Below are 26,159 nucleotides of genomic sequence, written 5' to 3'. Positions count from 1 at the left end.
AGGCTGGCAGTGTGAGCGAGTCTATCGGGGGGCGGTGGTGGCGCTGTTGATTTGCATCAACGGGGAGAGGTGTGGTGTTAGTGCGGGCCTCTTCGCGAGCAGGCTCGCTCCCACATTGGATCGGTGGTGCAACACAAATCCCCTGTGGGAGCGAGCCTGCTCGCGAAGGCCGCGCCGCCGATCTAATGGCCCATGAGCCAATGCTGATGTGGGCCGGGTAATGTCCAGATCCCGAACAGGATCACCAGCAATCCACCCGCCATGCGCACGCTGCGTTTGCGCAAAATGGCAGTCACGCGTTCCGCCGCAAGCCCCGTCGCCAGCAATACCGGCCAGGTGCCGAGGCCAAACGCGAGCATCAACAACGCACTGTCCAGCGCATTGCCCTGACTCGCCGACCACAGCAACGTGCTGTAAACCAGTCCGCAGGGCAGCCAGCCCCACAACGCGCCAAGCAATAGAGCCCTAGGCAGGCTCGACACCGGCAGCAAGCGGTTGGCCACCGGTTGAATGTAACGCCACAAACCGCGTCCAAGACTTTCAATGCGCGTCAGCCCGCTCCACCATCCGGCCAGATACAAACCCATGGCGATCAGTAGCAATCCAGCCAGCACGCGCATGAACAGCGCGGCCGGACTGTTGGCGACAGCCCATCCGGCCAGACCGATCAACAAACCAGCCGTGGCATAACTGAGAATCCGCCCAAGGTTATACGCCAGCAACAAGCGGAAACGCCGGCTGCGCTGTTCCTTGGGAATCGCCAGGGTCAGCGCGCCCATCAAACCGCCGCACATGCCCAGGCAATGACCGCCACCGAGCAGGCCGAGGATCAATGCCGATACCAGCAAGGGCGCCAGTTCAAGCATGAGGTGGGGCCTTGTCGTCCGGTTTGTCGGGGTTGGCTTCGTCCACGGCGGCGGTGTGGTTCGGGTCCTGATCATCGAACAGGATGCTGTGCGCCGGGCCGTCGAGGTCGTCGTACTGACCGCTGTCCACCGCCCAGAAAAAGATGTAAACGGCGATGGCCACGATCAGCAGGGCGGCCGGGATCATCACGTAGAGAGCTGGCATCTGTACTCCAGGAGCCCGCGCGGCTCAGGCCGGCAGCGGGCGGGTTTGCGATCGGGTGCTGGCGGGCGGCGGACTCGGCAGGCGAGTCAGACGCAAGGCATTGAGCACCACGGTCAACGAACTGATCGACATGCCGACGGCGGCCCACACCGGCGTGATCCAGCCGAGGGCGGCGAACGGCAACATGAGGCCATTGTACAGCGCCGCCCACAGCAGGTTCTCGATGATGACCCGACGGGTGCGGCGCGCCAGCGTGAAAGCCTGGACCAGCGCGTCGAGTCGGTTGGACAGCAGCACCGCATCAGCACTGGTTTTCGCCAGATCGGTGGCCGAACCCATGGCGACACTGATGTCGGCCGCGGCGAGTACCGGCACGTCATTGACGCCATCGCCGAGCATCAGCACTTTGCGACCTTCCTTGTGCAACTGTTGCAGGACTTGCAGCTTGTCGTCCGGGCGCAGACCACCGCGAGCCTCGTCGATGCCGAGTTCTGCCGCCACACTGGCGACCATCGGCGAGCTGTCGCCCGACAACAGCAATGTGCGCCAGCCGCGCGCCTTGCACGCGGCGAGCAGGGCGGGGGCGTCGTCACGCAAGCGATCGTCGAGGACGAACCACGCCAGCGGCCCCTGAGCGTCGCCGAGCAGCAGCCATTGGCCGGCCTCGTTCGGCATGCCGGGCACGTTCGCACCGCTGAGGGCGCAGACAAATTCTGCCTGGCCGATGCGCAAACGCTGTCCGCCCACCAAGCCTTCGAGGCCAAGCCCCGGCGTGCTGTGGACTTCTTCAGCGGCCAGCGGCGCACGGCCGAAGGCGCGGGCAATCGGATGTTCCGAACGGTTTTCCAGTGCGGCGGCAAGGCTCAGGCATTCATCGCTGTCGCGCGCGCCGAGCGGGCGAATCGAGCGCAGCACCAGTCGGCCTTCGGTGAGGGTGCCGGTCTTGTCGAAGATCACCGTGTCGATTTGATTCAAGCCTTCCAGCACGTGACCACGGGTCAGCAGCAAACCGAGTTTGTGCAATGTCCCGGTGGCTGCGGTGAGCGCGGTCGGTGTTGCCAGCGACAGCGCGCACGGGCAGGTCGCAACGAGCATGGCGAGGACGATCCAGAATGCGCGCGATGAATCCAGCTCCCACCAGAGCAGGCCGATGGCCGCGGCGGCAATCAGTGATAACAGCAAAAACCATTGCGCGGCGCGGTCGGCGATTTCCGCCAGTCGCGGTTTTTCCGCTTGGGCGCGGTCGAGCAGACGGACGATGGCCGACAGGCGCGTGTCTTGGCCCAGCGCCTGAACTTCCACGGTCAACGCGCCTTCGACATTGAGCGTGCCGGCAGTGACCGTGTCGCCGAGGGTACGCGGTTGCGGCAGGTATTCGCCGGTGAGCAGTGATTCGTCGATGCTCGATTGGCCGTCGATGATCTTGCCGTCCGCCGGCAGAATCGACCCGGCCTGCACCAGAATCCGCTCGCCGAGGCGCAGTTCGCTGAGCAGGATGCGTTCGCTCTGGCCGGCTGCATCAAGGCGCAGGCAAGAGGCAGGCAATAGATTGACCAATTGCGCGGTGGCGGCAGCGGTGCGTTCGCGGGCACGGCGTTCGAGATAGCGGCCGGCAAGCAGGAACAACGCAAACATCCCCACCGCGTCGAAATACAACTCGCCGACCCCGGTGATCGAGGTCCAGATCCCGGCAATGTAAGCACTGCCGATCGCCAGCGACACCGAGACATCCATGGTCAGGTGGCGTGTGCGCAGATCGCGCATCGCGCCTTTGAAGAACGGCGCGCAGCTGTAGAACACGATCGGTGTGGTCAGGAACAGCGCGACCCAGCGCAGGATCGTGTGCAGTTCGGGGCTGAGGTCGATGTTGAATTCCGGCCAGGTGGCCATGGTCGCCATCATCGCCTGGAACCACAGCAGACCGGCGACACCGAGTTGGCGCAGGGCCAGACGGTTTTCGCTGGCCAGTTGTTCGCTGGCGCGATCGGCCTGATACGGGTGGGCGGCGTAGCCGATGTGGCGCAGTTCGGCGAGCACTTGGCTCAGCGGCAATTGCGCGTCGGCCCAGCGCACATGCAGGCGATGGTTGGACAGGTTCAGCCGCGCCTCGGCCACGGCGGGCAGCGTGCGCAGGTGTTTTTCGATCAGCCAGCCGCAGGCGGCACAACTGATGCCTTCCATCAACAGGGTGGTTTCGGCCAGATCGCCTTCGTGGCGGACGAAGGGTTGCTGCACATCGGCGCGGTCGTACAGGGCCAGTTCATCGACCAATTGCACCGGCAATGCTTCGGGGTTGGCCGAGGCTTCGCTGCGGTGTTGGTAATAGCTTTCCAGACCGCCGGCGACGATGGCTTCGGCCACCGCCTGACAGCCCGGGCAGCAGAATTCGCGGGATTGCCCGAGTACGACGGCAGTGAAGCGGCTGCCGGACGGGACCGGCAGGGCGCAGTGATAGCAGGGGAGTGGGGTGGTCATGGCATCGTTGAGGGGGTAAGCCCTTGCATTGGGGTTGTCCGCTTGCCCTCACCCCAGCCCTCTCCCGGAGGGAGAGGGAGAGGGAGCCGATCGGTGTGAGCCGAAAAAACTGGTTCAGTCGGCTGGATCTTTACTGTCATACACAAAACGTGCAAACGCTCTAGATCAGTCCCCTCTCCCGGAGGGAGAAGGAGCCGATCGGTGTGAGCCTGAAAACAGGCTCAGTCGCCTGGATTTTCACTGTCATACACAAAACGTGCAAACGCTCGAGATCAGTTCCCTCTCCAGGGGGAGAGGGCTAGGGTGAGGGGGCTTTTGAAGTTGTTTACTTCTTCAAGTCTTCGGCACCTTGCAGCGGTTCATCACCCAGCAGCAGATCCTTGTCATGGTTAACCAATTCTTCCTCGAACATCCGCCAGATGTGATCATCCTGAGTGCCCAGCAACTCGACAAACCGGCGACCTTCAACTTTGTCACCCAATTGGCCGATGTAACGCCCGGTTTCGGTCTCGCTGCGGGTCAGGACAATCTTGCGATCCTTCTCCGGCTGCGTCGGTGAAATCAGGTTCAGCTCCAGAGTCTTTGGCTGACTGTCACCGCTCAAACGCAGATCAACTTCACCGGTCACGTCATCCAGATGCACAGCGGCGCGCATCTTCAGAGTCTGTGCCAACAGCTCACGGTCCAGCGAACGGTTGATGCCTTTGCCGGCCTCGTAGTAGTTGTCGTTGACGAGGTTGTCCGGGTTGTTCACCGCAATGGTCACCATGGACAGAGTCAGGGTCACCGAACAGGCCAGAATTCCGATGATGATCCATGGCCAAAGGTGCTTGTACCAGGGACTTGCGGCGTTTGCTGCGGGCATGTTCAGTTCTCTCAACGGATTTGTGGGCCGATGAATCGGCTCTTGGCTTCAACGTGGACGCTGTCGTCATCGGCATCCTTGAGGAGGAATTTCACCTCATTGGTGCTCGATGGCAGTTGCTCCGGTGCGCTCGACAACTCGACCGGCATGCTGACGATGTCGCCGGCCGCGACTTTGATCTCGCGTTTGCCTTGCAGGCGCAGGTCGGGCAGGCCGGCGGCTTCCAGCACGTAAGTGTGGTCGCGCTGATCCTTGTTCATGATCTTCAGGCTGTAGACGTTTTCGATCCGGCCTTCGGCGTTTTCGCGGTATAGCACGCGGTCCTTGCTGACGTCGAAGCCAACCAGCGAGCGCATCACGAATGCAGTGACCAACAGGCTGATCATCGCCAGCAACACTACGGCATAGCCGATCAGGCGTGGCCGCAGTTTATGGGTTTTCTGCCCGGACAGGTTGTGTTCGGTGGTGTAGCTGATCAGCCCGCGCGGGTAATCCATCTTGTCCATGATGCTGTCGCAGGCGTCGATGCAGGCCGCGCAGCCAATGCACTCGATCTGCAGACCGTCGCGGATGTCGATGCCGGTCGGGCACACCTGAACGCACATGGTGCAATCGATGCAATCGCCCAGGCCCTGGGCCTTGTAATCGACGCCTTTCTTACGCGGGCCACGGCTTTCGCCGCGACGCGGGTCGTAGGAGACGATCAGCGTGTCCTTGTCGAACATCACGCTCTGGAAGCGTGCGTACGGGCACATGTAAATGCACACCTGCTCACGCAGCCAACCGGCGTTGCCGTAAGTGGCGAGGGTGAAGAAGCCGACCCAGAAATACGACCAGCCATCGGCCTGGCCGGTGAAGAATTCGAAGACCAGTTCACGGATCGGCGAGAAGTAGCCAACGAAGGTCATGCCGGTGACAAAACCGATCAACAGCCACAGCGCGTGTTTGGCGAGTTTGCGCGCGAATTTGTTGGCGCTCATCGGCGCCTTGTCGAGCTTGATGCGCTGATTACGGTCGCCTTCGGTGACCTTCTCGCACCACATGAAAATCCACGTCCACACACTTTGCGGACAGGTGTAGCCGCACCAGACCCGGCCGGCGTACACGGTAATGAAGAACAGGCCGAACGCGGCAATGATCAACAGGCCCGAGAGCAGAATGAAATCCTGTGGCCAGAAAGTGGCGCCGAAGATGAAGAACTTGCGCTCCGGCAGGTTCCACCACACGGCCTGATGACCGCCCCAGTTCAGCCACACCGTACCGAAATACAGCAGAAACAATGCCGCACCGCCCATCATCCGCAGATTGCGGAACAGGCCAGTGAAAGCACGGGTGTAGATTTTTTCTCGAGAGGCGTAAAGGTCAACGCTGTTGTTCGCGTTTTTGCTCGGTGGTGTGACGTCGTGTACCGGAATCTGGTTGCTCATCATTGCATCCCACGGCAGTGGAAAAATGCCTCGGTCGATACGTGCCAACCCAGGTCAGAAAGGGGTGTTGCAGTGGCGCAATGATACGCCGGTCGCTCTGGCTCAAGGGTGCGACCTTTGGTCGCGTTGGGTAAAAAACCTGAATGGTGTAGCGAATGCAGCAAAGCATGATGCAGGTCAATTGACTTGTTGAGTATGGACGGTTTTGGCTTGAGGGCTAATTCATTGTTTCCACGGGAGAACAGTCCGCCGCTGCGGTCATTGCGAGTTTCATAAAAAAGCCTGGTCAGATTGGACGCACGCACGAATGGCGTCACGTTCAGGGTTTCCTTTGCACAACTCGACGCGTGTCTGTCCTGAAAGAAAACTTTGAATGTGGTTTTGCGTGGACCACGCCAGGTTGAATGGAACTTGTCATGTTTGTTTTCAGTGCTCTGCAGGTTATTCAAGTTGTGCGGTTAGTGCCTCTGAAATAAATCCAATTGATTGTTCTTTATGAGTGCTTTGAAGTTTTCTGTTTTTTCGAATAAGTTCTGTTTGCGCGAAAAGTTTGCGTCTGATTGATTAATCTAAACGGAATTTAATGTATGGCTTTTAACAAGTTTGCAAGCGTTGTGCTGGGTGTTTGTTTGTGGGCGACGGTTGTATCGGCGCAGGCTATAAGCGGAACACCGAAACACATGGTTTTTGCCTCGGATACTCAATATCCCTGGACCGACAAGACTGATGACCGGGAGCCGGAATCCGACGCCGAATTCGATGTTCGTTCGAAATGGCTGGTTGATACTCAGCTTGGGAGTATTGCCGAGTTCAGAAATCAGCACGGCTCTCAAGCCCAGGTGCCTTTGATGATCAATGGCGATATAACCGCTTTTGGTCATGGCTGGCAGCGTTCGTTCATGAAGGATTTACTGACCAAGCACTTCAAAGGTGAGTATTTATACGGCTTGGGTAATCACGATTATGAAAACAATGTTGATGATTGTTTTAGTAATAGCTGTGCAGCGGGAAGTATCGTCGAGTTCAAAGAGCACCATGAGGGTAAAGTCGACAGCTTTGATCTGAAAATCACCAGTGGGTTTCTCAGTAAAAAGTACTCTGGCAGTCTCGCCTATTCAAAAAACATCGGCGAAGTTCATATGGTTCAACTCAATAACGAACCGACGTATACCACCCGGATTGCTCATCCATTGAACCCGACGACATTTGAAATCAACGATGCGCTCGACTGGCTCGAGACGGACCTCAGACTGGCGCGAGCCTCGGGGTACGCCATCATCATCAATATGCATAAACCGTTGCGCCACCAGGGGACCCAGGCGCAACAGAAACGCTTCACCGATATGGTCAATAAATATCAAGTGACGGCGATCTTTGCCGGCCATTTGCATAAGGATGGAGGTGATGCTTATTGGGAGGGTAGCGTACCCATCTACCTGAGCGGCAGTACGTCTCAGCAAACCTATCTGATTGCCAGTTTCACCGAGGACCGCAAGCAGTTGCAGGTCTATCTGGTGAAGAACAATCAGTGGCGCAATCGAACGCTGATCGATACGACGCCGGTGCATTCAATCTTCGCCAAGCGCCCATAAAAAAAGCCCCGCCAGTGATTAGGCGGGGCTTTGTACGATCAGTGATTGGCAGCGTTCCATGGATTGATCAGATGAACGCCGCTGAGTTGGAAGTCGGCAACATTACGGGTGACCAGCGTCAGCCCATGAACAAGCGCGGTGGCGGCGATCAAAGCGTCGCATTCATTGCTGCGATCAGGCACGTGCAGCTGTGCGCATCGGCTAGCGACGGCGCTATCGACCGAGAGGATTCTTCCCGAGAATGCGGGTTTGACATGACGCTCGAGCCAGTTGCGCAGCATCCCTCCTTGTGGCGGGTCGCGGCGTTCGATACGCAGAATGCCGGTTTCCAGCTCCAGCACAGTGATGGCCGATAAATACAGGCTGGCCGGGGCGACGCTGTTTGCCCATGTCACCACTTGCCGGTCGGCTTGGGGTTTTCGCAGCTCGGAAACGACATTGGTATCCAGTAGAAACATCAGGACAGGTCCACGCTGCGAGGGGTGATGACGGAGCGCTCGGATTCGAATTCGATGTCAGGCGCATTCGGCATGACCAGCAGGTCGACGATGCTGGTCTGGCTACCGGTCAGTTTCTGGTACTCCTCGATGCTCAGCAGTACATGGGCAGGCTTGCCACGATCGGTAATGATGACCGGACCCCGATGCGCGGCTTTTTTGGCTGCACTGGTGTCCTGGTTGAATTCGCGGCTGGAAATAGTCGTGATGGCCATCAAGTTCGGCCTCCGGTGATTCTGGTGTAGAAACGTTACTACGTTGAGGTTTTTCCGGCAATCGGAAAGGTGGGTTGCGGACGATCGGTTTATCACTGTCATAACGGCACCAGCCAGAGCGCCCCGGCCAAAGGGCAGGGGCGCAGGATATTGGACGTAAATTCGCTGTGTTTTGCTGCCCCCTGTCAGGGCAATCTGCCGCCGCCAAGACCGTCCAGACCGCCGCTGTTACCTGGGCAACCTACGGGGTTTGGTGAGGGTGAGCGTGCGGGTGCCACAGGCCTATTCACCAGCGTTGCTTCATGATCATGGAGGGACTGCAAACGTTTTGGCAGTGTGGTTTCGTCATTCTTTGACATGTAGGCTTCATCCTTGAAGGTTGACCCGATGCTGTTCATCGGGGTGGGAAAAACCTACAGGGCAGTGCTGCTCAGGTCTATTGAGCAAACGTTTCAAGGCATGAATGCCAGCATGAAAAAAGGCCCCGCCAATCAACATTGGCGGGGCCTTTTGTACTTCAAGCGCTGGCCTTACTCGGCGTTCGCTTCCGGTGCTTTTTCACCGTGGGACAGGCTGTAAACATATGCCGCCAGCAGGTGCACCTTGTCGTTGCCTTGCAGTTGTTCCTGCGCAGGCATCTGGCCCTGACGGCCGTAACGGATGGTCTGCTGCAGTTGCGCGAAGCTCGAACCGTAGATGAATGCACCCGGGTGGGTCAGGTCAGGCGCGCCCATGGCGGGGGTGCCTTTGCCGGCCGGACCGTGGCAGGCCACGCAATTGGCGGCAAACAGTTTACCGCCGTTAGCCGGGTCAGCCTTGGTGCCTTCCGGCAGTTTGCGGCCATCCAGGTTGGTCACGACAAACGCTGCCACGTCGGCAACGCCTTGCTCACCAATCACTTCAGCCCAGGCCGGCATCACCGCGTGACGACCGCCCATGATGGTGGTCTTGATGGTTTCCGGCTCGCCGCCCCAGCGCCAGTCGGCGTCGGTCAGGTTAGGGAAACCGTAGGCACCCTTGGCGTCGGAACCGTGGCACACCGAGCAGTTGGAGGCGAACAAACGGCCACCCATCTTCAGTGCTTGCGGATCCTTGGCCACTTCTTCGATTGGCATGGCAGCGAACTTGGCGAAGATCGGACCGAACTTGGCGTCCGAGCGGGCCATTTCCTTTTCCCACTCGTGCACGCCGGTCCAGCCGGTCTGGCCATTGGCGAACGCGGTCTGCTTGTCGTTATCGAGGTAGTTGTAGCCCGGCAGCAGGCCTTTCCAGTTGCCCAGGCCCGGGTACAGCACCAGGTAACCCAAGGCAAAAATGATGGTGCCGACAAACAGCATGAACCACCATTTCGGCAGTGGGTTGTCGTACTCCTCGATCCCGTCGAAGGAGTGCCCAACCGTCTCGTCCGTCTGTTCGCTGCGCTGGCCCTTGCGGGTCGACAGCAGCAGCCAGGTCAGGGAAAAGATCGTACCGAGACTGAGGACTGTGACGTACAGACTCCAGAATGTAGTCATTCTTTGTTACTCCTAGAAGCTTGCTCGACGTGCTTGATGGCTTCGGGATCATCCGCAAAAGGCAACAAGGTCGCGTCTTCAAACTCCGACTTGCGCTTGGGGCTGAACACCCACAACGCCAGACCGATGAAGGCCACCATCACGACAACGGTGCCCAGGCCACGAATCATCCCGATATCCATCTAGATCACCGTTTGCTTTTGATGATGGTGCCCAGGCCTTGCAGATAGGCCACCAGCGCGTCCATTTCGGTTTTGCCCTTCACGGCATCCTTGGCCCCGGCGATGTCTTCGTCGGTGTAAGGAACGCCGAGCGTGCGCAACACTTCCATTTTCTTGGCAGTGTCTTTGCCGTCGAGCTTGTTTTCTACGAGGAACGGGTAAGCCGGCATTTTCGACTCAGGCACGACGTTGCGCGGGTTGTACAAGTGCGCACGCTGCCAGTCATCGGAGTAACGACCGCCAACACGGGCCAGATCTGGCCCGGTACGTTTGGAACCCCACAGGAACGGGTGATCCCAGACGCTTTCACCGGCTACCGAGTAGTGCCCATAGCGTTCGGTTTCGGCACGGAACGGACGGATCATCTGCGAGTGGCAGCCGACACAGCCGTTGGCGATGTAAACGTCGCGGCCTTCCAGTTCCAGCGCCGAACGCGGCTTCATGCCTTCGACCGGCTTGTTGGTGACGTCCTGGAAAAACAGCGGAACGATTTGGGTCAGGCCGCCAACGCTGACGGCGATGACCATGAAGAAGGCCAGCAGGCCAATATTCTTCTCGACAGCTTCATGCTTCATCAGTGAGCTCCAACGACAGCGATCTGGGCAGCGGCTTCGGCTTCAGCCGGGTTCGAGGCGCGCACGGTGCGCCAGACGTTGTAAGCCATCAGGAACATGCCGCTGGCGAAGAAAGCACCGCCCAAGGCGCGAACGATGTAGCCCGGGTGGCTGGCTTGCAGCGCTTCAACGAACGAGTAGGTGAGGGTGCCGTCGTCGTTGATTGCACGCCACATCAGGCCCTGCGTGATGCCGTTGACCCACATCGAAGCGATGTAGAGCACGGTGCCGATGGTCGCGAGCCAGAAGTGCGCGTTGATCAGGCCGACACTGTGCATCTGCGCACGGCCGAACAGGCGCGGGATCATGTGGTAGATCGCGCCGATTGAGATCATCGCTACCCAGCCGAGAGCGCCAGCGTGTACGTGGCCAATGGTCCAGTCGGTGTAGTGCGAGAGCGAGTTGACGGTCTTGATCGCCATCATCGGCCCTTCGAAGGTCGACATGCCGTAGAACGCCAACGAGACCACGAGGAAGCGCAGGATCGGGTCGGTGCGCAGCTTATGCCAGGCGCCCGACAGGGTCATCATGCCGTTGATCATGCCGCCCCAGCTTGGCGCCAGAAGGATGATCGACATCGCCATGCCCAGCGATTGTGCCCAATCCGGCAGTGCGGTGTAGTGCAGGTGGTGCGGACCGGCCCAGATGTACAGGGTGATCAGCGCCCAGAAGTGCACGATCGACAGGCGATAGGAGTAGATCGGACGCTCGGCCTGTTTCGGCACGAAGTAGTACATCATCCCGAGGAAACCGGTGGTCAGGAAGAAGCCCACCGCGTTGTGGCCGTACCACCACTGGATCATCGCATCGGTCGCGCCGGAGTAGGCGGAGTAGGACTTGAAGAAGCTCACCGGCAGGGAGGCGTGGTTGACGATGTGCAGCATCGCCGTGACGACGATGAACGCGCCGTAGAACCAGTTACCCACATAAATGTGCTTGGTTTTGCGCTTGGTGATGGTGCCGAAGAACACCAGACCGTAGGTGACCCAGACAATCGCCAGCAGAATAGCCAGTGGCCATTCCAGTTCCGCGTATTCCTTGGTGGTGGTGTAACCCAGCGGCAAGGTAATGATCGCGCCGACGATCACCGCTTGCCAGCCCCAGAAGGTGAAGGCCGCGAGGCTGTCGGAAATCAGTCGCGTCTGGCAGGTTCGCTGCACGACATAGTAGGAAGTGGCAAACAGTGCACAGCCACCGAAGGCAAAAATCACCAGGTTTGTGTGCAACGGGCGCAGGCGTCCAAAGCTCGTCCACGGCAGACCGAAGTTCAATTCCGGCCAGACCAGTTGCGAGGCGATGAAGACACCGAGCCCCATGCCAAGGATCCCCCAGACCACCGTCATGATGGCGAACTGGCGGACTACCTTATAGTTATAAGCAGTCGGACTGATTGCTGTGCTCATTCTAAGGTTCCACGGTTTGGGTGTTTTATTAGGATTAAAATCGGCCGCAAGTATGCAGAGAGCAGGGGGTCATTGCAACGCGCCATGACCTGGGTCAATGCTTTCCAACGCTGATTCTGCGGCCTTTCCATGCGCCGCGTAAGGACAAAATTGGCCTCGGACAAAATGTCGCAGCGGACGAAAAAAGCGAGGGGTTCAGGTCGCTTGTAACGGGGTGTGTTCAAACGCTCAGTTCGGGTGACGGACGGTAAATGGCACGACAGCCGGTATCTACCGGCGTTTGCGGCCACATCAGTCAGCCGGTTCGCGGAACACAGCAGTCAGCATTGACCTGGAACCGGCACAAGCCAGTCCGCATCGAGCAAGCGTAGACCCGAATCAGAGGAACCGAAAGGAGAGGGTGTGAAGGGGTGCGACAATGCGTCGCAAAGGGGCTGGATGCTGCCGCACCGAGAATGGTGCGGCAGAGGTGTACGCAATGATTACTTCTTGTTGTCTTCAGTAATAAGTTTTTCTGTATTCAATCCATGTGACAGGCTGTACACATAAGCGGCAAGTAATTGCACTTTATCGTTGCCCAACAGTTCGTTCTGCGCTGGCATGTGACCCTGGCGACCATGGCGAATGGTCTGCTCGAGTTGGGTCAGGCTGGTGCCATAGATAAACCCGGCCGGGTGCGTCAGATTCGGCGCCCCCATGGCTTCAGTACCTTGGCCGGTTGTCCCATGACAGGCCACGCAAGTAGTGCTGAACGCCTGCTGTCCGGCTTGCAGGTCAGCCTTGTTATCGGCTGGCAATGGCAGACCGGCCAGTTCGTGACGGACGTACGCCGCGACGTTTTTCACCCCGGCTTCGCCCAACACTTCGCCCCAGGCCGGCATTGCCGCCATCCGGCCACCCATGATGGTGGTCTTGATGGTGTCGGCGTCGCCACCCCAGCGCCAGTCGCTGTCGGCGAGGTTAGGGAAACCGAACGCGCCTTTGGCGTCTGAGCCGTGGCACACCGAGCAGTTGGAGGCGAACAGGCGGCCACCCATCTTCAGCGCCTGCGGATCCTTCGCCACTTCTTCCAGCGGCATGGCGGCGAACTTGGCGAAGATCGGCCCGAATTTGGCGTCGGCCTTGTTCATTTCCTTTTCCCACTCGTGCACGCCGGTCCAGCCATCCTCGTAACCCGGCAGGATGCCTTTCCAGTTGCCCAGGCCCGGATAGAGGATCAGATAGCCCACGGAAAACACCAGCGTGCCGGCGAACAGCATGAACCACCACTGCGGCAGCGGGTTGTCGTACTCCTCGATGCCGTCGAAGCTGTGGCCCATGGTCTGGTCGACGCTGCCCTTGGTCTCGCCCCGGCGCGTGCCGATCAGCAGCCACGTCAGGCCGATCAGGCTGCCGATGGTCAGTACGCAGATCCACGTACTCCAGAAGGTGGTCATGGCCGGGTACTCCTTGTCTCATTTACTGGGGTTGTGTCGGGTTGCGGCTCGTCGGCGAACGGCAGCAGACGCGCTTCGGCGAATTCCGGGGTGCGCTTGCGGTTGAATACCCACAAGGTCAAACCGACGAACGCTACAAACACGACAACGGTGCCTAAACCACGGATCAGCCCTGTGCTCATTTCAATGACCATGGCTCACCTCTTGCTCTTGATCGCAGTGCCGAGCACTTGCAGGTAGGAGACGAGGGCGTCCATTTCGGTCTTGCCCTTGAGGCTGGCCACCGCGCCGCTGATGTCGTCGTCGGTGTACGGCACGCCGAGGGTGCGCATGGTCTTGAGCTTGGTTTCGGTGTGGCTGCTGTCTACCGCTTGCGTGACCAGCCACGGATAGGCCGGCATTTTCGATTCCGGTACGACGTTGCGCGGGTTGTACAAGTGCGCGCGGTGCCAGTCATCCGAGTAACGCGCGCCGACCCGGGCGAGGTCCGGACCGGTACGTTTCGAACCCCACAGGAACGGGTGATCCCACACGCTTTCGCCCGCAACCGAGTAGTGCCCGTAGCGCTCGGTTTCGGCGCGGAACGGGCGGATCATCTGCGAGTGGCAACCGACGCAGCCTTCGCGGATGTAGATGTCGCGGCCTTCCAGTTGCAGCGCGGTGTAGGGCTTCATGCCTTCCACCGGTTTGTTGGTGACGTCCTGGAAGAACAGCGGGACGATCTGGGTCAGGCCGCCGATGCTCACGGCAAAGACCATGAGCAACATCAACAGGCCGACGTTCTTTTCAATCGTTTCGTGTTTCATGGCGGACTCCTCAGGCCATCTGCGCGGCAGCAACGACGTCAGCAGGCTGCGAGGCCCGCACGGTGCGCCAGGTGTTGTAAGCCATCAGGAACATGCCGCTGAGGAAGATCGCGCCACCAATCAGCCGCACGACGAAGCCTGGGTGGCTGGCCACCAGGGTTTCGACGAAGGAGTAGGTCAGCGTGCCGTCCTCGTTTACCGCGCGCCACATCAAGCCTTGGGCGATGCCGTTGACCCACATCGACGCGATGTAGAGCACGGTGCCGATGGTCGCGAGCCAGAAGTGCGCGTTGATCAAACCGACGCTGTGCATCTGCGCCTTGCCGAAGATTTTCGGGATCATGTGGTACAGCGCGCCGATCGAGATCATCGCCACCCAGCCGAGGGCGCCGGCATGTACGTGGCCGATGGTCCAGTCGGTGTAGTGGGAGAGGGCGTTGACGGTCTTGATCGCCATCATCGGACCTTCGAAGGTCGACATGCCGTAGAACGCCAGCGAGACCACAAGGAAACGCAGGATCGGGTCGCTGCGCAATTTATGCCAGGCGCCTGAGAGGGTCATCATGCCGTTGATCATGCCGCCCCAGCTCGGTGCCAGCAGAATCAGCGACATCACCATGCCCAGCGACTGTGCCCAGTCTGGCAGCGCGGTGTAGTGCAAGTGGTGCGGGCCGGCCCAGATGTACAGGGTGATCAATGCCCAGAAGTGCACGATCGACAGGCGATACGAATACACCGGACGCTCGGCCTGTTTCGGTACGAAGTAGTACATCATCCCGAGGAAACCGGCGGTGAGGAAAAAGCCTACGGCGTTGTGGCCGTACCACCATTGCACCATCGCGTCGGTTGCACCGGCGTACACCGAGTAGGACTTGGTGAAACTCACCGGCAATTCAAGGTTGTTGACGATGTGCAGAATCGCCACGGTGATGATGAACGCGCCGAAGAACCAGTTGCCCACGTAGATGTGCTTGGTCTTGCGCTGCATGATCGTGCCGAAGAACACGATGGCGTAGGCGACCCAGACGATGGTGATCAGGATGTCGATCGGCCATTCCAGTTCGGCATATTCCTTGGAGCTGGTGTAACCCAGTGGCAGGCTGATCGCCGCCAGCAGGATCACCAACTGCCAGCCCCAGAAGCAGAACGCGGCGATTTTTGGTGCAAACAACTGGGTTTGGCAGGTGCGTTGCACCGAGTAAAACGAACTGGCGAACAGCGCACAGCCGCCGAACGCGAAGATCACCGCGTTGGTGTGCAGCGGGCGCAGACGGCCGAAACTGGTCCAGGGTAAATTGAAGTTGAGTTCGGGCCAGACCAATTGAGCCGCGAGAAAAACCCCGAGGCCCATGCCGACGATGCCCCACACCACCGTCATAATGGCGAATTGGCGGACCACCTTGTAGTTGTAGGCGGTACTGATAGAAGTGTTCATGGTTCCCCATCCACGGTTCAGCCGAAGTGAGCGCGCGCAAGACACGCGGCGAATCCTTCGTCTGGAGTTATAGGCAGACTAAAAGCGAGGCAAGCATGGACAAACAGCACAAGGCCAGTATTGACGGGGATCAATGGGCGCAGTGTGTGCGTGATCATGGGTGGCTCTGGGATGCCGCCAACGGTAAGGCTGCGGCGACGTTGATCCTTGCTCACGGTGCTGGTGCGCCGATGGATAGCGAGTGGATGACGGATATGGCTGGGCGCCTTGCCGGGCTTGGGGTGAATGTGTTGCGGTTTGAGTTTCCTTATATGGCGCAGCGGCGCGTTGATGGGGTGAAGCGGCCGCCGAATCCTGCGGGGAAATTGCAGGAATGCTGGCGTGAGGTGTATGCCGAGGTGCGGCGTCATGTCGCTGGGGTTTTGGCCGTTGGCGGGAAGTCTATGGGTGGGCGGATGGCGAGTCTCTTGGCTGACGAATTGGGCGCTGATGCGTTGGTGTGTTTGGGGTATCCGTTTTATGCGGTGGGGAAGCCGGAGAAGCCTCGGGTTGAGCATTTGGCTTCTTTGCAGACGCGGACTTTGATTGTGCAAGGCGAGCGGGATGCGCTGGGCAATCGTGAGGCGGTTGAGGCTTACACCTTGTCTCCGAGTATTGAGGTGGCGTGGCTAGCGGCCGGGGATCATGACTTGAAGCCGCTCAAGGTTTCCGGATTTACCCATGAACAGCATTTGGCCAGCGCCGCGCAGAAAGTAGCCGAGTTTCTCAGCAAGTGACCGAGCTGGGCTGAGATTTTGAACTGCATGAAGATCTGCTCCCTTTCCCCCTCGCCCCCATGGGGGAGAGGGCTGGGGTGAGGGGGATCGATTTCAGCTGCGACATATTTTTTGGGTACATATCCGTTGCTGCGGTAACGGCCACTTAGGGTTCCGCCCTTACGGCGGGTCACCTTTTCCAAACGCCGAAAAGGTAACCCAAAAGGCTTGCTCCTACGTACGGCCCGCTCGCTAAGGCTCGGGGTCCCTTCGCTCCGGGATCGATCCGGGCGCAGCGCCTACGGTTTGCTTCGCTGCACCTCCTCTCGCTGTGTTTGGCTTCGCCAAACGGTCGCTGCGCTCCCACCCCCGGATCAATCCCTCACTCAGCCTTCCGACGTCGCCCGTGGATCAAGATCAAAAGCAGGCGAGCTGACACTCGGCCTATTGAGTGGTTAAGGGCCAAGCGGTGTTCGGCTGTTAATTTGTGTTGTGACTGCCCTCACACCAGCCCTCTCCCGAGGGAGAGAAAGCCGATTTGTGGGCTTTTCAAAGCCTGAGTTCAACGCGCTATTGCATGTCGGCGTACCTCTCCCAAACACCGCGATCAGTCCCCTCTCCCTCTGGGAGAGGGCTAGGGTGAGGGGCGATTTCGCTGACACGATAAAAAACTGGAAGCGCTCTCTGTCCAGCATTTCCTGCGCGTAAACATGATTCCGTGAGCGCGTTTAAAGTACACAGCCCGTTACGCCACGGGGCCTACAACACCTTGCGCCGTTACCTACGCGTACGCCAGAATCCGCCTGCTTACGCGGCTATGAGGTGGGTTGTATCGTGTCCCTGTCACTGAAAAACAGTGATCGGGTTTGGTAGCCCGCTTCGAAACCGTATGGCGTCACCGTATGCAGTCCCTTTTTGGGGGCTCAGATTTTTATGGTGGGCATGCGTGGGGCTCATTCGTGAGCGCCGGGTTTCCCGTTTCGACCGGTCTACCAACCCACGTATGGCCACCACCCACTCGTTTGGTAGCGAGGGTGATGGCTCCTAATATTCGAAACTGGAGTTACACCTATGTTCAAAATCACACCAAACCCGCCCGTTACCGATCCAATCCCACACGACCCCGCGATTAGCCCGCAAAAGATCAAAGAAGCAACCGACCGCGCCCTCGACTACTACCTCCGACCCGAAGCCCTGGGTGCTCCACCAAGCTCGCCAAAATTTCGCCCGGTCTATCTCGTCGACCCCACGCTGGATGACGAAACGCTGCTGGTCGAGGCGAGCGAGTCGCTTTCATACGCCCATGCCATGGCCGGTAACATCGCCCACTCAATCGGCGGCCCGGAGCGCAAACCGCTGCTGGCGCTGCAACAGGTGATCATGCTCAACGAACTTTTGGTCAATCGACTGCTGGATAAGCTGAAGTTGCCTCAGTAATTTCGCTGGCTGTTATGGCCTCATCGCGAGCAGGCTCACTCCTACAAGGGATTGTCGTTGGACACAAATCTGTGATCCCACTACGTTCCAAAGTGGGAGCGAGCCTGCTCGCGAAAAGCGCTCTGCCAAGCACTATCACTTTCAGACAAGCAACAAAAAACCCGGAAGCTTTCGCCGTCCGGGCTTTCAAGATCAAAAGATCGCAGCCTTCGGCAGCTCCTACATTGGAATGCATGTTCCTGTAGGAGCTGCCGAAGGCTGCGATCTTTTTGATTTACTGGGTAATGGGTAGCCTGCCAGTGATCACAAATTTATCGAACACTTTCTGACCATCGCGCGCAGCTTGTCGAACATCAAGGAATGTCAGCTCATCACGAACTTTCTGTTTTGCGGGTTTTCGGGCGGGGGTTGTATTCATGCTGGCCGGTCTGTGTGATTGGGTAGCGACCGGCAAACGATAGAACCTGGCTTCATCAAGCACCAGTCGGCGCATTCTGGGCGAGTTGTAGGCAGTGTCTGCATTGCTTGAGTGAGCTCGTCGTCGGCAGAGACGGCCTCATCGCGAGCAGGCTCGCTCCTACAAGGGATTGTGGTCGGGCACAAAAGCTGTGTTCATCGCAGACCCCATGTAGGAGTGAGCCTGATCGCGATGGCGGTCTGCCGGCCCCCAAAAATTCCAGATCACAAACAAAAGGCCCGGAAGCGCTCGCTTGCCGGGCTTTCAAATGTAAAACGGGCTACGCGGGATTGCTGCGCTATTTCAGCGTCCCGTCGCTGCCTACTTCACGCTTTGCACGTGCATATCCACCGCAATCCCGTCGCCTTTATCCGTACTAGCGTGATAGAAAAAACCGTAATCCACCAGATAGTAATAATGATCCATCGGCACGGGCTTCAAGCTCTTGCGCTGATCACGGCAACTGATCGCTTTGGCGTTACCACTCAACGCCGGGTTCAGCAGTTTGGCGGGTGATTCGCTGTCGACGGTGCAATCCACGGTAACCGGTTCTTCCCCCAGCGAGCCGATCAGGTTGCTGTTGATGCTGCCTTGGCGGGTGTAGCCCAGTTGGCTGCCGACGCGCATTTGCTGCCAATCACCTCGGAAACTCAAATTGTCGATCACAAGGGTGTTGCGGGACAGTTTGGCCTGTTCCCGACCGGACAGGGTGAGCAGGCCGCGCCAGCTGATTTGATGGCCGACGAGGTTTTCGCTCTTATGGTCAATGCTCAGTTGTTGGCTGGCCGGGTCGCTGGAAATGAAGTATTCGGTGCGTTCCGGCCAGCTCTTTTTGCTATTGCTGGCGGTCCCGACGAGGTCCAGGTAAGTCAGGGTCTTGAGTGGTTTCGGCAGGTGCAGCTGTTCGATGCTTTTCAGCACGTTCGGGTTGATGTCGGGGATAGCGTTGGCATCTACCGTCGCTTTGCTGCGTCGGGTCAGCGCCGGCAGGCTGGCGATTGACGTTGGTGCGTTGCACACCAGTTCAACCATCTTTGACTTGTCCGCCTCGGACGCCGTGATCGCTTTGGTCTCGGGGAACATGTCGACTTTGCCGTCGGTGACCTGGTTGTCGGCGTTGAGGAAATAGCGGGCCAGCAGCGTGGAATTGCGTGTGGCGCAATCGAACGTGTAATGCTCGCGAGTTTGGGTGAACGGTGCGCTATTGACCAGGTTGAGGCGGGTTTTCGGCTCGTCGTAGGCCATCCATACATCGACTTGCCCGGCCTTGTTTTGCAGGTTGTTTTTATCGACCAGCAACCAGCGACCCGTGTCGTCTTCCGCCACTTTGCGCCAATCGGCGACGGGCAGGTTTTTGCATGCCTGGAGGAAGTCGCGGTTGTTCAGCAGTGTGGCGTGGTAACGCTCGGGCAACGCCCTCGCCGGCGCATAGTGGCCCGGATTGCCCGGATAAATGTGGCGCATCAACAGGAATGAATACACTTCGTTGATCTGCGCCGTGCTGCAGGCCGCCGAGTACTGGAAGCGCTGTACCACCACGGATTGCGGATCGCGCGGCTCGATCACCTGAAAGTTGATGACGTCGCCTTCACGCATCAGGCTGTTGGGTGTCAACGGCTGGGCCAGCAACACTGCCTGGCGGTCGGTATTTTTGGGCTGGGTGACGCAAGCGGCCAGCAGCAATGTGCTGATGCAAAGAATGATGCGCTGCACGGAACTCTCCGGGGGATCGATTGAAAGAGGCATTACGATTCATATAGCTCTGCTTGGGCTCAGCGCAGCGCCATCACCCTTACTCGTTCAAATCCTTGACCAGATAGTCGCCGACAATCTGCGAAACACCGGTCAACGCGGTGCGTACCAGTTCCGGTTCAGTGCGATAGCGCAGCGGCTCATAACCGTAGGTGTTGGCGCCGTTAAACGCGGTGATCGGCTCGTTGCGCTGCCAGATCAACTCGTCGCCGCGCTTCATCACGCCGTTGACCGCGATGGTCGGGTAAACCACGCTGCTGAAGCCCTGGGTCAGGGCGAAGCCCCAGTTGAATACGGTCAGTTCAATCTGCGCGTCCGCCGGTTCGTTGTCGCCGACGATTTTGAAGCGGCCGCTGGCGGCGAGTTTTTCTTCGAAGCTCGTTTTCACCAAGTCGCCGAGGTTGATGTTGGCGGTTTCCATGTTGTACAGGATCGCATCGACGGTCGACATGGAGGCCAAGTCGCCGGCCTTCAAACCAGCGGCAAAACCGGCACCGCCGAGTGCCGCTGTACCGATTTTGCCAGCGCCCGCCGCCAGACCTACGCCGGTGCCGACGCCCGCGCCAATGGCGGCGCCCCATGCTTGTTCGCGTCCCATATAGCTCATTTCCCGGGGTTTCCATGACACCGCGAGGATTTTCACGGTGTGGATTTGGGTACGGTATTCGGGCTTGAATTTCTGGTTGGCGCATCCGGCCAGGAACAGAACGGCGAACATCAGGACAGCGATCTTCTTCATGAAGGACTCACAACAAGAAACGGACTTGCGGAGGTTGTCGTCCGCATGCAGGAATTCTGAAGGGGTAGTGGCTACTAATGTGCCACTATTGCGGCGATAGAGTTCCGGCGCCTGAATTCAGCTGCTGCCAGGACGTTGAAGCGCGCATCGGAAAACTCGCTGGACACACGCACAGCCCCATACGCTAGCGTCTCGCGCTCTAATGCGAGAGACCTGTCATGGATGACCTGTTGACTACATTATCCAGGCGCATGAAATACTGGTGTGCACGTCGTTCGCGGCGCTGTTGGCGAGTCAGCCGTTGCTGGTCCTGGCGGAAAACGTCAACGGGAAAACTCTCTATTCCCAGTGATGCGCGGTGTGCCAGACGTCACCAATCCCGGAACCAATAGAACCGGACAGCTTTCGCCGTCCGGGTTTCCAAGGTCAAAAAGATCGCAGCCTGCGGCAGCTCCTACACCGATTATCTGTAGGAGCTGCCGCAGGCTGCGATTTTTTGCTGTTAGCGGTTAAACCGCTCCACCAACGAGTACTGCGTATTCGCCGTCTTCGTCAGCTCTTCACTCAACAACGCCGAGTTATGCGCCTGTTCCGACGTCTGATCCGCCAGCTCCGAAATATTGCTGATGTTGCGGCTGATCTCTTCAGCCACCGCACTTTGCTCTTCGGTCGCGGCCGCAATCTGCGTGGTCATGTCGGTGATGTTGGCCACCGCTTCGCTGATGCCGACCAACGCCTGATCCGCTTCCAGCACCCGCGCCACACCTTCTTCAGCCTGGCGATGCCCGGCTTCCATGGTTTGCACGGCACTCGAAGCCGTCTGCTGCAACTTGGCGATCAGGGCATGAATCTGCCCGGTCGATTCGCTGGTGCGTTGCGCCAGTTGACGCACTTCGTCAGCCACCACGGCAAAGCCACGGCCCATCTCACCGGCACGCGCTGCTTCAATCGCAGCGTTCAGGGCGAGCAGGTTGGTCTGGTCAGCGATGCCTTTGATCACATCCACCACGCCGCCGATTTCGTCGCTGTCCTTGGCCAGTTGGGTCACGGTCAAACCGGTTTCACCGACAACTACCGACAGACGCTGGATGGCTTCGCGGGTTTCCCCGGCGATGTCACGACCGCGACCGGTCAGGCGATTGGCTTCCTGAGTGGCGTCAGCGGTGCGCTGGACGTGGCTCGCCACTTCCTGGGTGGTCGCGGCCATCTGGTTGACGGCGGTGGCGACTTGTTCGGTTTCCACACGCTGGCGTTCCAGGCCGGTGGAGCTGTTGTGCGCCAGGACGTCGGATTGCTTGGCCTGATCGGTCAAGTGTTCGGCGGTGTCCTGCAGACGGGTCAGGCAGGTTTTCAGGCGTGCTTCCTGGCTGAGGATCGACATTTCCAGACGCGCCTGGGCGCCACGGCTGTCGGTGTACATCTGCGCGATCAGCGGGTCGGAGGTGGTCTGCTCGGCCAGGCGCAGCAGGCGTTTGAGCCCGCGTTGCTGCCATTGCAGGCCCATCAGGCCCAGCGGCACCGACAGACCGGCGGCGAGGGCGAAGCCCCACTGCGAGTTCAGGGTCGCGCCGATCATGAAACTCAACTGGCTGACCAGAATGAACGGCAGCCAGTCTTGCAACACCGGCAGCCATTTATCAGTGGAAGGGATCGCCGACTTGCCTTGGTTGATGCGTTGGTAGAGCGCTTCGGCACGGCGGATCTGTTCGGCAGTGGGTTTGACACGCACTGACTCGTAGCCGATCACCTGACTGCCATCGAACACCGGAGTCACGTAGGCGTTCACCCAGTAGTGGTCGCCGGATTTGCAGCGATTCTTGACAATGCCCATCCATGGCAAGCCTTGTTTCAATGTGCCCCACATGTGCGAAAACACCGCCGCCGGTACGTCTGGGTGACGGACCAGGTTGTGCGGCGCACGGATCAGTTCTTCACGCGAAAACCCGCTGATCTCGACGAAAGCGTCGTTGCAGTAGGTGATCACGCCCTTGGCGTCGGTTGTGGAAATCAACCGCTGCTGAGCCGGGAAAGTCCGTTCGCGTTGTGTAATGGGCTGGTTGTTACGCATGGTTTTTCAATCCGCAAGGCTTTGAAAGGTTGTCGGCGGTGACAGCTTTTTATTGAAATTTTTTTTCAATAATCAGCACGGCGTCGCAAAATGGCGCTTGCTTCAGCCGGCGAGCATCGGATAGGTGAACAGGCCGAAATGCAGCAGGTTCAGGCCGAAATGCGTGGCGATCGCCGCGCCGAGCCCGCCAAAACGGTAGGCCAGACCATAGCCGACACCCGCCAGACCCGCCAGCAACACCCAGGTCCAGCCTGCGCCGGCATGCACCAGACCAAACAGCAGCGAGGCCAGCAGCAGGGCGAGATTTTCTCCGTAAGGAAGATTTTTGAAACGCTGACTGAGGCCGCCCTGTATATAGCCGCGAAACAGCGCTTCCTCGACCAAGGTCACCAGCAGCAGATTGTTCAGCACCCACAGCCACGCTTGATCAGGCCACTTCGGTGCCCAGGCGATCACGCCCAGCAACAGCGCGCCGCCAAGGGCAAGAACCGCGCTCAGCGTCAGGGCGAGGGCGGTGGCGTAGACGCTCAGGCGCAACGAACGTCGCCCGACAATCCACGGGCACACCAGCAACAACCAGAAGCCAACCAGCGGTTTGTCGAGGTTCAGGTACATCGCGAACGGCACGGCGTTGTCGGTGAAGCGTTGCGGATCAATGGCGCGACCGTTGGCGAAGCCCGGTAGCCAGTGTAGAGCCAGCGCCAAAGCCAGCACGATAAACAGACCATGGCCGAGAAAACGTGCGACCGGCACCTGTTGTTGGCGAACGGCAAAACCGGCGAACACCAGCAGCCCGATGGAAATCAGCGCCAGCCAGCCGAGGTGGCCGTAACTCAGCGCCCATCCGTAACCGAGGCTGAGAAGCGCCAGATAGAGCCATGGCAAAGCCTTCATCGAAAGTCCCTGTGCAAATTTGTGGAAGGGCTTTCTACACGGGTGGGGGCGTGGGGACAAGTGAAGGTGAAGGGGGAAACTGGGGCAGCACACAAACCTATGGTCAACCCCTTTACCTGTGGGAGCTGGCTTGCCAGCGATGAGGCCTGTTCAGCCGACATCTTCATCGACTGGTCCACCGCTATCGCTGGCAAGCCAGCTCCCACAGGGTTTTGTGTTTGCCTGGGAATCAACGCAAGTTAAGTTTCGCCGCCGCACGCTCGGTGATTTCCGTGCGCAGCTTCAGCGATGGCGCTGCACGCAAACGTGCCTCATCGACAATCTCACTCGGCGCAGTCTCCGGGCTGCCCGCGTTGAACGGCGGCGCCGGGGCATATTCCAATTGCAACTGGATCAGCTGCGCCGCATCGGCACCCACCAACTCTTCAGCCAGCACCAAGGCGAAATCAATCCCCGCCGTGATCCCGCCGCCGGTAAACAAATTGCCGTCACGCACCACCCGATCCTTCACCGCGATCGCCCCCAGCGTCGGCAGCAGATCGTGATACGCCCAATGCGTGGTCGCCCGTTTGCCTTGCAGCAGACCCGCCGCGCCGAGCACCAGCGAACCGGTGCACACCGATGTCACGTACTTTGCCAGCTCAGCCTGACGCTTGATGAAAGCCAGTGTCAGCTCATCTTCCATCAGCGCGCCGACGCCACCACCACCCGGTACACAGATCACATCCAGATCCGGGCAATCCTCAAACGTGGTGGTCGGTTTCAGCAGCAGTCCGGTACTGGCGGTGACCGGCATCAGATCCTTCCAGATCAAGTGCACCTGCACGTTCGGCAGCGAGGCGAGCACGTCATACGGCCCGGTCAGGTCGAGTTGCTGAACCTGCGGAAACAACAGAAAACCGATCTGCAACGTCATCGTTCTTACTCCATGAAAAGGGCTGGACGGCTTCACTGTAGGCGCGTAGGTTCTGGCGCATACGCCAATCACCCCACGAATTACGCCAAATGCCCAAAGCCATCCACGTACTCGCGTTTGCCAACATGCAGATCCTCGACGTCACCGGCCCCTTGCAGGTGTTCGCCTCGGCCAACGACATCGCCCGTCAGCGCGGCTTGCCGATCCCGTATGCGCCGAGCGTGATTGCCAGCGGCGGCGGGGCGGTGATGTCGTCGGCGGGGTTGGCGGTGTTGGCCGAGCCGTTGCCGCAACTGCCCAGCGACACGTTGATCATCGCCGGTGGCTGGGGCATTTATCCGGCGGCCGAAGATGTGCTGTTGGTGGATTGGGTGCGCGAACACGCCGGCAAATGTCGACGCGTGGCCTCCGTGTGTACGGGGGCATTTCTGTTGGCGGCGAGCGGCTGGCTCGATGGCCGTCGCGTGGTTACCCACTGGACGCGATGCGAACAACTGGCGCAGCAACATCCGAATTTGCACGTCGAGGCCAATCCGATTTTCATCAATGACGGCCCGGTCTGGACCTCGGCGGGGGTCACGGCCGGCATCGATCTGGCCTTGGCCATGGTTGAAGAGGATCTGGGCAGCGACATCGCCCTGGACGTCGCCCGGCACCTCGTGGTGTTTCTGAAACGTCCGGGCGGGCAATCGCAATTCAGCGTGACCTTATCCTTGCAGAATCAGGGCAATCGCTTTGATGAACTGCACGCGTGGATCGCCGAAAACCTCACCTGCGACCTTGGCATCCCGACCCTCGCAGAACAAGCCGGGATGAGCGAACGCAGTTTCGTCCGCCACTACCGCGCCGACACCGGCCAGACCCCGGCGCGGGCGATCGAATTGATTCGCGTCGAAACCGCCCGGCGCTTGCTCAGTGACACCGGTTTGCCGGTCAAACGCATCGCCGCCAATTGCGGTTTTGGCAGTGAAGAGACGTTGCGGCGCAGCTTCCTGCGGGCCATGGGGGTAACTCCGCAGGCTTATCGGGAGCGGTTTTCGGTCAAGGCTGGAGCAGATCCAGTGATGCCTTGAATCAAGCCTCAGCTTCCGCCACCTGATTAAAATACTTCGTCCGATCCGGGGTAAACGTCACCCGCATCTTCGTCCGCGAACACGTCAGCGCACGTTCTGCACTCAAATCAATATCCAGATCCTCACCGCGCAAGCCTTGCCACTGCGCCAGATACTTCAGCGAGCCAAATTTCTCGTTTTTCTTCAGGCTGCGGCTCACGCCACCTTTCCAGCCGAGCACGGGCAGTTCGCCGGCGAGACATTTTTGCGCGAGGTCGGGGAAGCGGGTGGCGCGCTGGCGGCCGATTTCCCAGCACTTGATCAGGCCTTTGTCCGCGGCTTCCCAGAGTTGGGTGCGGGTCAGGCCGCTGCGAAGCGGCGTGTCGATGGTGCGCTGGACGTGCTGGGACATTCTGGTTCCTTGAATTCGGGTTTTATTGGACAGCTCCGCTGTGCCCGTTGCGGTGGATGGTAGGGGTGGATGTAACAGCTGGCAACAGGGTATTTCCGGGTGTGAC

Annotated in this window: 26 protein-coding genes; 4 read left to right on the top strand and 22 right to left on the bottom strand. The window is 59.2% G+C overall.

Going from position 1 to position 26,159, the window contains the following annotated elements; genetic code table 11:
- Nucleotides 1–182 precede the first annotated feature (182 nt).
- From CKW14_RS05075 to CKW14_RS29300, 6 genes are all read right to left on the bottom strand, one after another.
- Nucleotides 183–866, bottom strand: coding sequence for a sulfite exporter TauE/SafE family protein (locus CKW14_RS05075; protein WP_016984739.1), 684 nt, complete (start codon nucleotides 864–866; stop codon nucleotides 183–185).
- The gene (gene ccoS, locus CKW14_RS05070; protein WP_093431851.1) at nucleotides 859–1,071 is read right to left on the bottom strand and encodes a cbb3-type cytochrome oxidase assembly protein CcoS; all 213 of its coding nucleotides are present in this window, start codon (nucleotides 1,069–1,071) and stop codon (nucleotides 859–861) included. The genes CKW14_RS05075 and ccoS overlap by 8 nt, the downstream gene beginning before the upstream one ends.
- Before the next feature lie 24 nt (nucleotides 1,072–1,095).
- Nucleotides 1,096–3,546 (bottom strand): heavy metal translocating P-type ATPase, encoded by a 2,451-nt coding sequence (locus tag CKW14_RS05065; protein WP_095047719.1) that lies wholly within the window; start codon nucleotides 3,544–3,546, stop codon nucleotides 1,096–1,098.
- Nucleotides 3,547–3,871: 325 nt separating this feature from the next.
- On the bottom strand, nucleotides 3,872–4,411 hold the full coding sequence (locus tag CKW14_RS05060; RefSeq protein ID WP_095124872.1) for a FixH family protein: 540 nt from the start codon (nucleotides 4,409–4,411) through the stop codon (nucleotides 3,872–3,874).
- 11 nt (nucleotides 4,412–4,422) lie between these two features.
- Nucleotides 4,423–5,838 (bottom strand): cytochrome c oxidase accessory protein CcoG, encoded by a 1,416-nt coding sequence (gene ccoG / locus CKW14_RS05055; protein WP_095047717.1) that lies wholly within the window; start codon nucleotides 5,836–5,838, stop codon nucleotides 4,423–4,425.
- Nucleotides 5,838–6,155, bottom strand: a complete 318-nt coding sequence (locus CKW14_RS29300) for a hypothetical protein (protein WP_141231782.1) — start codon at nucleotides 6,153–6,155, stop codon at nucleotides 5,838–5,840. Before CKW14_RS29300 ends, ccoG begins: the two co-directional genes overlap by 1 nt.
- 270 nt (nucleotides 6,156–6,425) lie before the next feature.
- Here CKW14_RS29300 and CKW14_RS05050 point away from each other — a divergent pair, with 270 nt between their 5' ends.
- A complete protein-coding gene (locus tag CKW14_RS05050; RefSeq protein ID WP_095047716.1) occupies nucleotides 6,426–7,430 on the top strand; it encodes a metallophosphoesterase in 1,005 nt (334 codons plus the stop codon).
- Nucleotides 7,431–7,468: 38 nt separating this feature from the next.
- Here CKW14_RS05050 and CKW14_RS05045 read toward each other — a convergent pair whose 3' ends face one another.
- The 10 genes from CKW14_RS05045 to ccoN (CKW14_RS05000) form a co-directional block, all read right to left on the bottom strand.
- Nucleotides 7,469–7,888, bottom strand: a complete 420-nt coding sequence (locus tag CKW14_RS05045; protein WP_095124870.1) for a type II toxin-antitoxin system VapC family toxin — start codon at nucleotides 7,886–7,888, stop codon at nucleotides 7,469–7,471.
- Nucleotides 7,888–8,142 (bottom strand): type II toxin-antitoxin system Phd/YefM family antitoxin, encoded by a 255-nt coding sequence (locus tag CKW14_RS05040; protein WP_095124867.1) that lies wholly within the window; start codon nucleotides 8,140–8,142, stop codon nucleotides 7,888–7,890. The genes CKW14_RS05045 and CKW14_RS05040 overlap by 1 nt, the downstream gene beginning before the upstream one ends.
- Nucleotides 8,143–8,672: 530 nt before the next feature.
- Nucleotides 8,673–9,656, bottom strand: coding sequence for a cytochrome-c oxidase, cbb3-type subunit III (gene ccoP, locus CKW14_RS05035; RefSeq protein ID WP_093431872.1), 984 nt, complete (start codon nucleotides 9,654–9,656; stop codon nucleotides 8,673–8,675).
- Nucleotides 9,653–9,838: a CcoQ/FixQ family Cbb3-type cytochrome c oxidase assembly chaperone gene (locus CKW14_RS05030; protein WP_003175465.1), complete on the bottom strand. Its 186-nt coding sequence runs from the start codon at nucleotides 9,836–9,838 to the stop codon at nucleotides 9,653–9,655. The genes ccoP (CKW14_RS05035) and CKW14_RS05030 overlap by 4 nt, the downstream gene beginning before the upstream one ends.
- A 5-nt stretch (nucleotides 9,839–9,843) precedes the next feature.
- Complete coding sequence (ccoO, locus tag CKW14_RS05025; RefSeq protein ID WP_095047713.1) at nucleotides 9,844–10,452, bottom strand: cytochrome-c oxidase, cbb3-type subunit II; 609 nt, start codon at nucleotides 10,450–10,452, stop codon at nucleotides 9,844–9,846.
- Complete coding sequence (gene ccoN / locus CKW14_RS05020; RefSeq protein WP_093431876.1) at nucleotides 10,452–11,894, bottom strand: cytochrome-c oxidase, cbb3-type subunit I; 1,443 nt, start codon at nucleotides 11,892–11,894, stop codon at nucleotides 10,452–10,454. Before ccoN (CKW14_RS05020) ends, ccoO (CKW14_RS05025) begins: the two co-directional genes overlap by 1 nt.
- A 482-nt stretch (nucleotides 11,895–12,376) precedes the next feature.
- Nucleotides 12,377–13,330, bottom strand: a complete 954-nt coding sequence (gene ccoP / locus CKW14_RS05015) for a cytochrome-c oxidase, cbb3-type subunit III (protein WP_095124865.1) — start codon at nucleotides 13,328–13,330, stop codon at nucleotides 12,377–12,379.
- Nucleotides 13,327–13,524: a cbb3-type cytochrome c oxidase subunit 3 gene (locus tag CKW14_RS05010; protein ID WP_095124863.1), complete on the bottom strand. Its 198-nt coding sequence runs from the start codon at nucleotides 13,522–13,524 to the stop codon at nucleotides 13,327–13,329. Before CKW14_RS05010 ends, ccoP (CKW14_RS05015) begins: the two co-directional genes overlap by 4 nt.
- Nucleotides 13,525–13,527: 3 nt before the next feature.
- Complete coding sequence (ccoO, locus tag CKW14_RS05005) at nucleotides 13,528–14,136, bottom strand: cytochrome-c oxidase, cbb3-type subunit II (RefSeq protein ID WP_003223389.1); 609 nt, start codon at nucleotides 14,134–14,136, stop codon at nucleotides 13,528–13,530.
- A 10-nt stretch (nucleotides 14,137–14,146) separates the two neighbouring features.
- Nucleotides 14,147–15,571, bottom strand: a complete 1,425-nt coding sequence (ccoN, locus tag CKW14_RS05000) for a cytochrome-c oxidase, cbb3-type subunit I (RefSeq protein ID WP_008082029.1) — start codon at nucleotides 15,569–15,571, stop codon at nucleotides 14,147–14,149.
- A gap of 95 nt (nucleotides 15,572–15,666) precedes the next feature.
- Here ccoN (CKW14_RS05000) and CKW14_RS04995 point away from each other — a divergent pair, with 95 nt between their 5' ends.
- Both CKW14_RS04995 and CKW14_RS04990 read left to right on the top strand, forming a co-directional pair.
- Complete coding sequence (locus CKW14_RS04995) at nucleotides 15,667–16,347, top strand: alpha/beta family hydrolase (RefSeq protein ID WP_095124861.1); 681 nt, start codon at nucleotides 15,667–15,669, stop codon at nucleotides 16,345–16,347.
- A 1,050-nt stretch (nucleotides 16,348–17,397) separates the two neighbouring features.
- Entirely contained in the window at nucleotides 17,398–17,763 is a 366-nt protein-coding gene (locus CKW14_RS04990; RefSeq protein ID WP_095047709.1) for a DUF6124 family protein, read from the top strand.
- Between the two features lie 778 nt (nucleotides 17,764–18,541).
- Here CKW14_RS04990 and CKW14_RS04985 read toward each other — a convergent pair.
- The 5 genes from CKW14_RS04985 to inhA form a co-directional block, all read right to left on the bottom strand.
- A complete protein-coding gene (locus CKW14_RS04985; RefSeq protein WP_095124860.1) occupies nucleotides 18,542–19,933 on the bottom strand; it encodes a surface-adhesin E family protein in 1,392 nt (463 codons plus the stop codon).
- Nucleotides 19,934–20,012: 79 nt separating this feature from the next.
- Nucleotides 20,013–20,711: a hypothetical protein gene (locus tag CKW14_RS04980; protein WP_064389790.1), complete on the bottom strand. Its 699-nt coding sequence runs from the start codon at nucleotides 20,709–20,711 to the stop codon at nucleotides 20,013–20,015.
- Between the two features lie 502 nt (nucleotides 20,712–21,213).
- On the bottom strand, nucleotides 21,214–22,779 hold the full coding sequence (locus CKW14_RS04975; RefSeq protein WP_095047707.1) for a PAS domain-containing methyl-accepting chemotaxis protein: 1,566 nt from the start codon (nucleotides 22,777–22,779) through the stop codon (nucleotides 21,214–21,216).
- 102 nt (nucleotides 22,780–22,881) lie between these two features.
- Nucleotides 22,882–23,673, bottom strand: a complete 792-nt coding sequence (locus CKW14_RS04970) for a CPBP family intramembrane glutamic endopeptidase (protein ID WP_095047706.1) — start codon at nucleotides 23,671–23,673, stop codon at nucleotides 22,882–22,884.
- A gap of 229 nt (nucleotides 23,674–23,902) precedes the next feature.
- Nucleotides 23,903–24,589, bottom strand: coding sequence for an isonitrile hydratase (gene inhA, locus CKW14_RS04965; RefSeq protein WP_095047705.1), 687 nt, complete (start codon nucleotides 24,587–24,589; stop codon nucleotides 23,903–23,905).
- A gap of 89 nt (nucleotides 24,590–24,678) precedes the next feature.
- On the opposite strand from inhA, the gene CKW14_RS04960 reads away from it, so the two are divergent.
- The gene (locus tag CKW14_RS04960; protein ID WP_095047704.1) at nucleotides 24,679–25,662 is read left to right on the top strand and encodes a GlxA family transcriptional regulator; all 984 of its coding nucleotides are present in this window, start codon (nucleotides 24,679–24,681) and stop codon (nucleotides 25,660–25,662) included.
- 1 nt (nucleotide 25,663) lies between these two features.
- Here CKW14_RS04960 and CKW14_RS04955 read toward each other — a convergent pair whose 3' ends face one another.
- The gene (locus tag CKW14_RS04955) at nucleotides 25,664–26,053 is read right to left on the bottom strand and encodes a hypothetical protein (protein WP_095124858.1); all 390 of its coding nucleotides are present in this window, start codon (nucleotides 26,051–26,053) and stop codon (nucleotides 25,664–25,666) included.
- Nucleotides 26,054–26,159 lie beyond the last annotated feature (106 nt).

It is taken from the genome of Pseudomonas sp. Irchel s3a12 (assembly GCF_900187485.1).
GTDB classification, from domain to species: Bacteria; Pseudomonadota; Gammaproteobacteria; order Pseudomonadales; family Pseudomonadaceae; genus Aquipseudomonas; species Aquipseudomonas neuropathica.
This window is presented reverse-complemented; position numbering and strand designations above follow the sequence as displayed.